Here is an 11,684-nt window from a genome sequence, read left to right on the forward strand (position 1 = left end):
CGTCTACTAGAGCGAAAAGACGCTCAATAACCTCGATTTACACCGTCCCGCAAATGAGGGGGGGCGTGAATTGGGGGCGATTGTAGATACGTAAAGTTTTATTGACTATAAGTTTCTGCGCAACAGTTAATTTCGAAATCGGTAAAAATGCGGTGTTATGCCGCACCCTGAAACGGCGCAAAGCCCCGGTTCTCTTGAACGATCTCGGGGCGCTTTGTTACGCAACACTTTGTAATCAGCGTGCTTTCATCCGGTTACGAATAACCCCGGCCGGAACCAGCACTACGGTCAGCACAAACGCCACTAACGCCCATTGCGCCAAAGACAAACCGAGAACTGGCGGATATGGCGTCTCGCAGAAACCACCTACCTGAAAGCCTAGCGGAAATAGCGACGCAAGGGGCAAACCGTCGACAATCGGCTGGAGCACGTCGATGCCGCAACTCTCGGTCGGGTGGGTCTGGATGTACACATGACGCCCGGCGGCAACGAGCCCGCCGACTGCGCTCAAGGTCACCAGCGCTTCACAGATCGTCAGGCTCAAACGACCCGGCATTGCTGCGCCGATGAAAGCAAACACCGCGATGAACAACAGCGCATAACGCTGCAGTATGCACAGCGGGCAAGGCGCCTCGCCCAATACCACCTGCATGTACAAGGCGCCGCCGATCAACGCCAGGCAGATGATTCCCAGCAACACAAGAAACTGCTTTTCACGCCGCAGGTACAACATCTCGTCAGTCATTCACATATCCTTTGAATTGGAGTCATCCGGATCGACGGATGCGTTGTGTTGCGGCCCGGACGCCCCGGAAAGGCAGCGATTCTACCATCGTCGTACCTCCCCGTTCACAGAGCCGCCGTTGTCGCAGAAAAGCAGCGGCTCCCCACCCGGGCACTGCAACCGGCGCAATGGTGAACACTCGCGCATTACCTGAGCGTTAACATTCCAATACAAAGCCCACCCACCCGGCCTTGCACCCTCCTTATATATAGAAGAGTGCGGCTTTTTGTCGCAGACGCAGATCGCCACATTGACTCCTTCTATATATATGTAGGATGCGTCTAATTGTCGCAGCGATCATTCCAGCGCTGAGGCAGGACCAAAGAATTCGTAATGCGTTTGCACATCGGGTACACCCGCCGCTTTCAATTGACGCTTGATCGCAGCCATGAAGCCTTTGGGCCCCAGAAAGTAGGCGTCAACATCCCGGTTCTGCGGAAGCCACTGTTCCAGCCGCGCCTGATCGAGAAGCCCTGTCCCATGAGGGGCGGGGCTTACGCCATCATCTTCCGCGTAGCAATAGAAACGCTTGAGCTGCGGATGCCGAGTGGCAAGGTTTTCGATCCAGTCGCGAAACGCGTGAACCGAGCCATTGCGCGCACAGTGGATGAAATGGATCGGGCGCTGGCTCTGCAGCGCGGCCTCCAGCATCGTCAGGGTCGGGGTGATGCCAACGCCGCCGCTGATCAGCACCAGCGGCTTGTCGCTGTCGGTCAGGGTGAATTCGCCTGACGGCGGAAACAGATTGATGCTGTGCCCCAACTGCAGGTGATCGTGAAGGTAATTGGAGGCAACGCCGCCAGGCTCGCGCTTGACGCTGATGCGGTACTGATTGTTCCCCACAAGCGCTGAGAGCGAGTAGTTGCGGCGGATTTCTTCACCTTCCACCTGCAACTGCAGACCGATGTACTGGCCGGCCGTGAATTGGAGAATCGGCTCGCCGTCTGATGGCGCGAAGTAGAACGAGGTAATTTCTGCGCTCTCCGGTGTTTTGCCGACGACCTTGAATTCACGCGCGCCACGCCAGCCACCCACTGCCCTGGCCTTATCGTCGTAGATGGTTTTTTCTGCGCCAATCAAAATATCGGCGAGTTGGCCGTAAGCGTTGCCCCACGCGGTAATCACCTCGTCAGTGGCGATCTCGGCACCCAACACTTCGCGAATGGACTCAAGCAGGCATTCCCCGACGAGAGGATAGTGCTCGGGCAGGATCTGCAAAGCCACGTGCTTGTTGATGATCCTGGCAACCAGATCGCCTAGCTCATCAAGCTGATCGATGTGCCGCGCATACATCAATACGCCGTTGGCCAATGCGCGTGGCTGATCGCCAGTGGCCTGGTGCGCCTGATTGAACAGAGGACGTACCTGCGGATATCGATCGAGCAGCATTTTGTAGAAGTGAGTAATCAGCGCCTCTCCCCCGCTTTCCAGCAGTGGCACTGTCGACTTGACGATGGCACGATCCGATGCAGACAACATAGAAAACTCCTGAGATGTGATGAAAAAGCGATACCTCAGCAGTTCATGAACCGTGCCAGTTGCGCGAGGCCCTGAAACCGGCCACCGCGACGATACCAAGTCATTTTGACTCCTGGCATTGCATGTCAAAATGACCCTGACGTGGTCAATTTGACCGGGCAGGATTTGCACCGAAATGAGCCTTCAGGCCTAAAGGGTTAAAGCCTGACATCGGCAGGTCGATAAACCGTCATCGAAAGCTGTTGGCCGAACCCACACGGCCAGGCAACGCATCACAGAAGGTTTATATGTCAAAGAACGTCCGCGCAGATTCACTCTCGCTTCTGCTGTTCACGTTACGCAGCGGAAAGCTGATGGCGATCAACCTGCTCAAGGTCAGTGAAATCATTCCCTGCCCTCCCCTCACGCGTCTGCCGGAGTCTCACCCACACGTCAAAGGGGTCGCGACCTTGCGTGGCAATCCGCTGTCGGTGATTGACCTGAGCCGCGCCATTGGCGAGCGTCCGTTGGTCGACCCGGACGGCGGCTGCCTGATCGTTACCGACGTCAGCCGCTCCAAGCAGGGGTTGCACGTGCAGGCCGTCAGCAAGATCGTTCACTGCCTGACTACTGACATTCGCCCGCCGCCCTTTGGCTCCGGCAACAAGTCGTTCATCACCGGCGTGACGCAGGTGGACGGGACACTGGTTCAGGTGCTGGATATCGAGAAGGTCATTCACGGCATCGCCCCGGCGCGGATCGTCGCCGAACGCGCCGAACTGAGTGCCGATGACGCCAAAGTGCTGGCCAAAGCGCGCATCCTGGTGGTTGATGACAGCCAAGTGGCGCTGCAACAATCGGTGATCACCCTGCGGAATCTGGGCCTTGAATGCCATACCGCCCGAAGCGCGCGCGAGGCCATCGATCAACTGCTTGAACTGCAAGGCACCGCACAGCAGATCAACGTTCTCGTGTCCGACATCGAGATGTCGGAGATGGACGGCTACGCGCTCACCCGCACACTTCGGGAAACCCCGGATTTCCAGGAGCTGTACGTGCTGCTGCACACCTCACTGGACAGCGCGATGAATGCCGAGAAAGCCAATGCTGCCGGCGCCAACGCTGTTCTGACCAAGTTCTCCTCGCCCGAGCTGACACGATGCTTGATCGAAGCCGCCCGCACGGTCGAAGCTCAGGGAATCTGAGACCTGCCGCAGGCGATGCCTCCACCGCGCATTACTGGCTGATGCGCCGCGAACTCGGCCCGGGCCTCGATGATCCGCGCTGGCCCGGCCCCGTGCGCCTCGTTGAGCTCACTGCGCAGAACGCCTTGGCGGTTCATCAATTGCTGGCGCTGGGACGCGAGTACAGCGGCGGGCAGGTCGCGGACTATGCCACTTGGCTGAATGCCTTCGAGACTGATCCCGAGTTTGATCAGGCGCTGTGCTTCGTTGTGGAGGATGCTCTGGGCGTCGTGGCCGTTGCGCAATGCTGGACCAGCGCGTTCATTCGCAATCTGGTGGTTCACCCGCGCGCGCACCGTCAGGGCTTGGGACTGGCTTTGCTGAACCAGTTGTTCGCGGTCTTCCGCCAGCGCGGCGAAGGCTATGTCGATCTCAAGGTGATGGAAAGCAATCTGGGTGCACGCCGGCTGTATGAGCGCGCTGGTATGCAATATATTCAGCGCCACGAACTCGAACCGCGCTGAATCTGCGCCGAGACGTGTTTCCCCCTCATGCCATGGAGAGCCCCACCCATGAAGATGCACACCGCGTTGTTACTCGTTCTAACCGCCTGCGCTGCTGGCCAGGCCAATGCCTCCAGCCCGGACGCCTGGACCGCCTTCAACAAAACCCTGGTCGACAGTTGTATCAGCGCCAGCTCTTTAAAGAACGCAAAACCCGCCGGCGCCGATGCGGCTTTCGATGACAGCGTCGGCTTCAACGCACTGTTGATCAAAGGCCAGTACAAGCAGGCGTTCATGAAGAACAAGACCGGCACAGAGCTGTGCCTCTATGACCGCAAGAACAAGAAAGCGCTGATTACCGAGTGGGATAACGTCACCACGTTGCCGAAAAAGTAAGGCGACTTGCGCTCGGAGCGTTCGCGACTTGAGCTAATAAGGCGGGATGAATCCCACAGCAACCGTCGCCTCCGAGCCCCCCCTTCCGATTGGAGCGTGCCTGATCGCATCTATGTGCGCGACCGCGAGTTGATGACATCGGCCAAGGTCACGCCTGCGGAGTTCGTGCAGCGCGCGCCAGCGAAAATGTAATCAGCGCTTGCCCATCGAACGACGCGTGCCTGATGGCGCAACGCCCGGACGCTTGTCGTGGTTGGATTTGCCAGAGCCTTTGTAGTGCTGCTGATCCTTCTTCGCCTGCAACAGCTCGCCCGGTTTGAACGGGAAGCTGAATGCCGGGATCGCAGGTTTTGTATCTGTCGCCGCAGCGTTGGCGTCGACCGAAGCGTGCGATTCACGATCATCAGGAGCAGGCGTGTGTTCGGGGGTGGTCATGGAAGCTCCGGGATAGCAGACGGTCGAGAATACGGGCGGCGCCCGAGGGCCGCGCAGCATACCTGAATCGCCAACGGATCGCTTCTGCCAACAGACCGACTGCGCGCACCTATTTGTAGAACAGATCCACCATCACTTCCGCTGAAAACGGGCCCGCGGTCGGCGTGCTGGTTTGCCACAGCAGTTCGGCGTTGAAGTCCGCCGTCTCCGAGTAATTGCCCTCCAGCAGGTCGGTCAGGTGGAAGGGTTCGAGGAACGGCACAGGCGAGCCGTCGCGGGCATGGGTGATGCGAACGCCGATGCTGTCGTTGTTGACCGGCACCAGTACGTCGCCCTTGAGTATCCCGGACACCGGCGTGATGCGCGCATTGAGGCTGAAAGGTGATTCGCAGGTGCGGCTGGTCGCCAGAGCGAAGCGTTGAAAGGTGGCGACTTCTCCCACCCGTACGTTTCGGATGGCGACGTCGCCGAAATCCACGGTCTCGGGCATGACTCGCAATTCAGCGTCGCAGGCCACGAATCGCAATCCCCCAAGGTTGTTGATGACGTAGCTCAGCGTGCGGTCAGGCCCCGGACTCTGCCCGCTTCTGCCATCGAGCTGGAACATCCGATAGTCGTGCAGGCCACTCGCGACCCCGGAGGGCGGGGTCGGTCCGTACTTCTGGATGAACACTGAAAACGGCAGGTTGAACGTGACGCTCGGACACGCCGAGCTTGCGTCGATGCAGGCCGGTGCTTGCTGCTGCGTGGGAATGCGTCCGCTGGTTTGCACGAAATCAACGCCACTCAACGTGAGCCCGGCGCGAATCCCCTGTCCGATCTGCAGGTTGTCAGGGTTCAGATCAATGAACACATCCTCGGGGCCGCCCGGTTCGTCCCTCGCACATTCGACGGCAAGGTTCAGTCGCTCCGAGCGCCAGACTGCGCTGCCATCGGGCAGATTAGCCGGGATGGCGACGGTGCTGCCGAGGTCCGCGCGAACCACTGAATCGCCAGCGCCCTGGGTTTTGCAGGTCAGCGCCAGTGCGCAGCCGGGCATCAACAGCATCAGCAGCGGCGTCGCCAGCGACGTCAGCCACCCTCGGAGGATGGGTCTTTTCATGTCAGCATTTCCCTATGGGTGAGTGTGAATCGGGCGTGCGCAGCGGCACCGTGAATGGCTGCCCTCCCTGAAGCGGCGCGCAGTAATCGCGTTGACCGCCGTAATCGGTCATGGCCTTGAAGCTCAAGGTGTCGGGCACTGGGAGCTTTGTGCCGAGGACAGGCACGGCCAGTGATGCGTCCGAAAAAGGCGACAGCAACCGGTGATCTGCGATCTCGATTCCATTGACGCGCAGGTCCACCAGCGAAACGTGATACGGGGTCGGGTTGCGCACCGAAAGCGTGGCGTCCGCCGAGGGGGCGCGTTGCCAGAGCAACCTTTGCGCCGCGTCTGCCGGGTCGCCGACCAACCCCGCCGGGCGGTAAAACACGTTAATGCGCTGGCGAATCGCGATGCTCAACTGCTGAGCCGCCGGGCTGCGCCGAGGGATTTCCAGCACAAACAGGTGCAGCATCGATTCCCGGTCCTGGGGCATGCCGATGCCTTCATACAGCAGGCGCAGCGTCTGCTTGCCCTTGGCCGGGATGCGCACCAAGTGCGGGGTCAACGCGAACGGCAGATCAGCGGCGCGCCCATCGGCGGGTTGATCGTCGCCACGGGGCGCATCGAGCCAAGCCTGAATCAGGGTCTCGGCGTCCCTGCGGTTGCTGACCTCAATGGTCGCCTCGTTGTCGCCACCGTCAACGATCAACCGCGTGCCTGACAGCGACACCGCGCCTTGGGCCATTCCGCCGATCACGGCCAGAAATAACCCTGACAGACAGGCACGTTTCACAGGCATTGCACCTTCAGGCGATCGTAACTGCGCTGGGCTTCTTTGGGCGGCAGAGCGAACGCGGCGCGGCACTGCTGATCGGTCCATTTGACGATGAGCTCGCCGCTTTCCCGCTCGCTCAACACCAGCGCCCGCCCGCTAGGGTCGACGGTTGCCAGCGGCTTGCCCTGTTCGTCTTCCACCGCCGCGCCCATTGGCAAGCCGCTGCCATCGGCTCGCACCAGTTCGAATTGCACACGCCGACCGATTGCCGTGCGAAAGCTGATCAGGGGGGCAGCGCCGCGTCGAGGCACGACTTGATCCACGGCATTTTCCAGCTCGATATCGGCACCCAACCCACGGGTATCGAGGTTGACCCAGTTGGTTCGATACGGCTGGGCATAAGGCAGGATCGCGTAGCCGTTGTCGGCGGTTTCGACGTTGCTGAAATTGCTCAATCGCGCACCGCTGACGCCCTTCACCTGCACCAGAGCGAAGGTATCGCCCAGGGGCTGACCAAAGTTCACCCCGTCGGCATGAGCAACCACCGAGCCTGCAGCGCCCATGCTCAGTGCCTGATAATCCCTGCCCTGCCCGTAGCCCGCGTCGAAACGCCCGTAGGCCGTAGTGGTGCTGAGCTTGCCGAACCCTGAAGACCCCGACTCACTGTCGTGTCCCGCCTGTACCGAGTAGAAGCTGTCGCGGTCGTCGAAGATCTGGCCATTGAGCCCCGACTGCATGCTGGAGGCGCCGAAGCTGTCACGAACGGCATTGCCGAATACCCGCGACGAACCGGAATCGCTCCCCAGCGGCAGGCTCACTGTCAGCGCGATGCGGTTGTCCGATTGACGTTCTCCGCTGCGCTCGAAAGTCTGGTTGCGCTCGACCGATACGCTATAGCTGAGGCTGCGCCAGGCCGAGTGCCACGACAGAAAAAGCTGGCGCGTCTTGCTGCCCCTGTCCCAGTAACGCTGCTCGGACCCGGTAAAGCTCAGCGACGCGGCCTGCTCCGGCAGCGATTGGGTCAGGCTGATCTCGAGGCGATCCTTGGCGCGCGCGCTGGCTGAGCCGTCACGAGCTTGCAACGCATCGATATGGTCATCGAAGGTCAGGTATTGATCCGTTGAATAGCGATAGCCGGCCACGGCGAGGGTGGTGTTGGTGAGGTCCAGCGTATTGGCGTAGCGCACCCGCAGGCTCTGTCCGCTGTAGCGTTGCTCGCGCTGTCGGCTGAGGGACTGGGTCACGTCCAGCGACACCGCGCCGAGCCCGGTGTTGACCCCCGCGCCGATGTTGCCGGCCTGGTAATCCTCGGCGATTTGCACGCCGCCCGCTGCCGTCAGCTGCTCGGTCAGGCCGTAGACCAGCGTGCCAGCGGTAAAGCCGGGAGAAAGACCGTCTTCGGTGTTGCTGTCGTATTGGCCTGCTGCGAGGCTGTACCGCAATGCGCCTTTCGGCACCATGATCGGCAGCGATGCATAGGCCTGGACGAACACGCGCTTGCTGCCGTCGGCTTCGACGACCGTGACTTCCAGATCGCCGTTCGACCCGCTGGGATAGATGCCGGTGATTTCGAACGGGCCCGGCGAGACGTTGCCGCTGTACAGCATGAAACCGTTCTGCCGCACTTCCACTAACGCGTTGGTGTCGGCGATGCCACGAATGACCGGCGCGAAAACCCGCTCGCTGTCGGGCAGCATGCCTTCGTCGGACATCACCATGGCGCCGAGGAATCGAACGCTGTCGAAGACTTGCGAATCGGTGAAGGTTTCACCCAGGGTCAGTTGGCCTTTCAACGCAGTGAGGTCGCGCTGCATGAACGTCCGGTTGCTGCGAAAGCGGTAAGGCTGGTCATTGCCATAAGTCAGCGAGGATTCGTTGCGCAAGCGCCAGGCACCAAGGTTCACGCCGTTGCGCATGCTCAGGTAATACTGATCCTGTGCCTGGGATCGACCTTGGCCGCTGCGAGTACGGCGCGCGCCGCTGAAGTTGTAATTCACGAAACCCACCGTCTCGCCTTCGTCCCATAACTCCGGTGGGACATAGCCGCGAGCGCTGCGCGACATCATGGCCTGAGGGATGCTGATGTTCAGGCGCAAGCTCGCCGGCTGGTAGTCGACGCGGGCAAATTCGACCCGCGCCGGGAGATCGAAACATTCCGTCGGCGAAGCGTCACCGGCTTGCACAGCGTCCGGATTCATGCCGAATTGGCGAAGCATGTCCAGCGTGAGGCAGGCTTCGACAGTGCCTTTTGCAGGGTTGGCGATGAAACTGATGTCACGCCGCCCGCTCAGGACACGGTTGACGTACACATCCACCCGATAGCTTCCAGGGACCACGCTGTTGCCGTGCAAAAACGTCGCGAGATCGGCGGGCTGATCGGTGCCCTGAATGAACGAGGTATTGAATTTCACATCGGCTGCATCATTGCTCTGATGGGTCATTGCCGCCGCAGACGACGCCAGCGCCAATCCTGCGGAGGCAATAATGACCCTCGCCAACGGGCTGATGCGCAGCGGCTGATGCACCAGATGTCTGCGGTCGATGGGGGAAGAGCATGCTGCGATCCGTGCATATCCCTTGGTGTGATCTCGGGGTTCCATTGGCTGGTTTCACTCGTGTTCTCGATTCCGACGCGCTGGCAAATCATGTTTGGCAGGCGCAAGGCGCTGGAGCCGCATGACTGCGACCGAAGAAAGACCTGGGTAAAATCCGACCTGCGGCTGAGTGGCTACTCGGTTCGGGTGATGACGCTGGTGGCCTTGATGGCTTGAGTCGTCTGCCCGCCGGACACTTGCGCGCTGTACGGCTCCTGAGCGCCGAAATCGTTGATGCTGATGAACCTGAGGTCTACCGCGTGACCGCTGGCCAACTGCTTGAGTGGCAATTGAACGGTCTGCCCGGGCGCAAGCATCCGGTTGTCCGCAGCGAACAGTGTCTTGCCCTGCTGTCGGGCGTCGATCTGGATCATCGACACGTGATACGACGTCGGATTGCTGACTTCCAGCTGGCCGTGATGCACGCGCCATTGCAGGTTTTTGGCAGCCTCGAGCGGATCGTCACTCAAACCGGCGGGCCGGTAGAAAAGTTTGATGCGCTGACGAATCGCGATCTGCAGCTGGTTGTCCTTCGCCGATTGCGGGATCTCCTGGACGTTGAGCCAGAACACCGACTCGCGGTCCTCGGGCAAACCTTCGCCGGCGTAGATCACCCGAATCATTTGCCGGGCGCCGCCTGCCATTCGCGCCAACGGCGGGGTCACGACGAAGGGTAGATTCTCGGCATTGCTCTGCGCTTCGAGCCATGACTGGGCGAGAATGTCAGCCGTGCCGCTGTTGTTCACAACCAGACTGACCTCCTTGTCCGTGGCCTGGTAGATGACACGCGTGGTGTTGAGCACGATACCCGCCTGCGCCGGGGCAGCCAGAAGCAGACCCAGCCAGAGGGCCGAGCAGCGAATGAAGTAAGGAAACATGGTGAGACCGTCTTGGGCTGTGAGGTGGACACGCCAGGAAGGCGAGCGAGCCATTGCCCGCTCGCCCGTTACATCACAGGTAATCCATTACGAACGGCAGGAAGCCGTCGGCATTACCCGGGTTGGTTGGCGCGCCGTTGAGGACGTAAACGGCGCCGAAGTTGATCTCGGCGGTCGCACCGTCGGCGCCGTCCTTGACCAGCGGCGTGTCGATGGTTTCGTTACCGCTCAGGTCCATCAACTGATTGGACGCATTGAGCAGGCCGATGCCCACGCCGTCCGCCGCGCCGGTAGCCCGCAGCAGTTTCTGGTCGAGGTTATCCAGACCGCTGCCCTGACGGGCGACGAAGCGCATGTTCACGGTGTTGTATTGAGCGGCGCCGCCGGTGCAATTGACCAACAGCTGGATGGGCGAAGCAGTTTCGAGTTTGTTGTCGGCGAAGAGACCGATGTCGGAAAACGAGACGTTGCCCAGATCTACGTTGATTTCGCCCGGGTTGTTGCCAGGAGTAGCGCCAGTTCCAGCGCCGATGTCACACGTGATGTTGGTCAGGGTGCCAGTGAAAACAAGTTTGCCGTTGTTGGCAGCATTCGCGGTCCCGGAAATGCCAAGCCCCATTGCGGCCACGATAGCCAGGGTAAGAGAAAGCTTTTTCATATAACGACGTTCCTTGTGTCGATTCGTGTGTGCCCAAAAGGACGAGAGGAACTATAAGCAGCGTCTGCAATGTCGGCTGTCAGGCGTTCTACTTCCTGTGGACTGAAAAGACAGTGGCGCGCGTCGGATTTTTCGGTAGGAGATGACGCTTTTATTTCGCAGAGCCCTTAGGCTGGGGCTTGCAGCTTTAACCCCTCGCAAAAGCCGGGACGAACGTTTGCACGACACGCCGGCGCGCGTGGACGGGGATGGGCACCTGCAAAGTGGTCACACACGCACAAAAAACCCGGCTCGATTGAGCCGGGTTCGTCAGCAGATGTTTCTGGTGAGGGAGAAAGCGCTTATTGGTAAGTCAGCGTGACAATGCCTGCGTGAGTATCCGCCCCACCTGTAGAAAGCTCGGCGTAACTGGCCTGCACGGGCAAGGCCATCTGGCCGCAAGCGTCGTCAGCGCGACTCAAACCCACACTGACATGAGCGCTCGCTTGCAGGGTTTTAACCGGGAGGGCTGTCGACGGAGCACTAAAGGCTTGCGCGTCGCATGTCGCATTGACGACGCTGCCATGGAAAATAAGCGCGCCCTGGGCAGCCCAGGCGGCAGGCGCCGTCATTGCACACGCACCAACGACCGCGATCGAGAAAAACAGCGAAACAGCCTTTTGGCTTTTCATCGCACTACTCCGGAGTAGGAACCGGCTGACCGAAATCAGTCACAGTCCCTTGTGAACAAGCATTCAGAACTCACGACGTTTATGTAGGAATTTTCCCCGTCACAGTAGAACTCGTTCATCGAAACTCGTGGCTTCTATTTGGGTATCGCCCTGCGGCGTTCTTTCTTTACCCACGTTCATCGTCTGCCGTTATTCACCTGACAATATTGACAGGCAGCAGTCATTTTGCTGACCGGGTCAAAGGGTTATAAAGAGCGCTCTCGA

12 protein-coding genes are annotated in these 11,684 nt (G+C 60.0%); 3 read left to right on the forward strand and 9 right to left on the reverse strand.

Features of this window, described 5'->3' with window-relative positions; genetic code table 11:
• Positions 1-235: 235 nt before the first annotated feature.
• Complete coding sequence (locus tag BMY98_RS06640; protein WP_074886398.1) at positions 236-745, reverse strand: disulfide bond formation protein B; 510 nt, start codon at positions 743-745, stop codon at positions 236-238.
• A 336-nt stretch (positions 746-1,081) separates the two neighbouring features.
• Entirely contained in the window at positions 1,082-2,263 is a 1,182-nt protein-coding gene (gene hmpA / locus BMY98_RS06645; protein ID WP_074886401.1) for an NO-inducible flavohemoprotein, read from the reverse strand.
• Between the two features lie 287 nt (positions 2,264-2,550).
• Here hmpA and BMY98_RS06650 point away from each other — a divergent pair, with 287 nt between their 5' ends.
• The 3 genes from BMY98_RS06650 to BMY98_RS06660 are packed head-to-tail and all read left to right on the forward strand — an operon-like array spanning position 2,551 to position 4,325.
• The gene (locus BMY98_RS06650) at positions 2,551-3,447 is read left to right on the forward strand and encodes a chemotaxis protein (RefSeq protein WP_074886404.1); all 897 of its coding nucleotides are present in this window, start codon (positions 2,551-2,553) and stop codon (positions 3,445-3,447) included.
• A gap of 41 nt (positions 3,448-3,488) precedes the next feature.
• A complete protein-coding gene (locus BMY98_RS06655) occupies positions 3,489-3,950 on the forward strand; it encodes a GNAT family N-acetyltransferase (protein WP_074886407.1) in 462 nt (153 codons plus the stop codon).
• A gap of 48 nt (positions 3,951-3,998) precedes the next feature.
• Positions 3,999-4,325, forward strand: coding sequence for a hypothetical protein (locus tag BMY98_RS06660; protein WP_074886410.1), 327 nt, complete (start codon positions 3,999-4,001; stop codon positions 4,323-4,325).
• 192 nt (positions 4,326-4,517) lie between these two features.
• On the opposite strand, the gene BMY98_RS06665 is transcribed toward BMY98_RS06660, so the two are convergent.
• From BMY98_RS06665 to BMY98_RS06695, 7 genes are all read right to left on the reverse strand, one after another.
• A complete protein-coding gene (locus BMY98_RS06665) occupies positions 4,518-4,760 on the reverse strand; it encodes a hypothetical protein (RefSeq protein ID WP_074886413.1) in 243 nt (80 codons plus the stop codon).
• 109 nt (positions 4,761-4,869) lie between these two features.
• Positions 4,870-5,862 carry a fimbrial protein gene (locus BMY98_RS06670; RefSeq protein WP_074886415.1) on the reverse strand — a complete coding sequence of 331 codons (993 nt, stop codon included), beginning with the start codon at positions 5,860-5,862 and terminating at the stop codon, positions 4,870-4,872.
• 1 nt (position 5,863) lies between these two features.
• Positions 5,864-6,643 (reverse strand): fimbrial biogenesis chaperone, encoded by a 780-nt coding sequence (locus BMY98_RS06675; RefSeq protein WP_074886418.1) that lies wholly within the window; start codon positions 6,641-6,643, stop codon positions 5,864-5,866.
• Positions 6,634-9,060: a fimbria/pilus outer membrane usher protein gene (locus BMY98_RS06680; RefSeq protein ID WP_074886423.1), complete on the reverse strand. Its 2,427-nt coding sequence runs from the start codon at positions 9,058-9,060 to the stop codon at positions 6,634-6,636. The genes BMY98_RS06675 and BMY98_RS06680 overlap by 10 nt, the downstream gene beginning before the upstream one ends.
• A 287-nt stretch (positions 9,061-9,347) precedes the next feature.
• Positions 9,348-10,091, reverse strand: coding sequence for a fimbrial biogenesis chaperone (locus tag BMY98_RS06685; protein ID WP_074886426.1), 744 nt, complete (start codon positions 10,089-10,091; stop codon positions 9,348-9,350).
• 73 nt (positions 10,092-10,164) lie between these two features.
• Positions 10,165-10,749: a fimbrial protein gene (locus BMY98_RS06690; RefSeq protein ID WP_074886429.1), complete on the reverse strand. Its 585-nt coding sequence runs from the start codon at positions 10,747-10,749 to the stop codon at positions 10,165-10,167.
• Between the two features lie 341 nt (positions 10,750-11,090).
• Complete coding sequence (locus BMY98_RS06695) at positions 11,091-11,420, reverse strand: hypothetical protein (RefSeq protein ID WP_074886431.1); 330 nt, start codon at positions 11,418-11,420, stop codon at positions 11,091-11,093.
• Positions 11,421-11,684: the final 264 nt, after the last annotated feature.

This window comes from Pseudomonas graminis, from assembly GCF_900111735.1.
In the GTDB taxonomy this organism is placed as follows: Bacteria; Pseudomonadota; Gammaproteobacteria; order Pseudomonadales; family Pseudomonadaceae; genus Aquipseudomonas; species Aquipseudomonas graminis.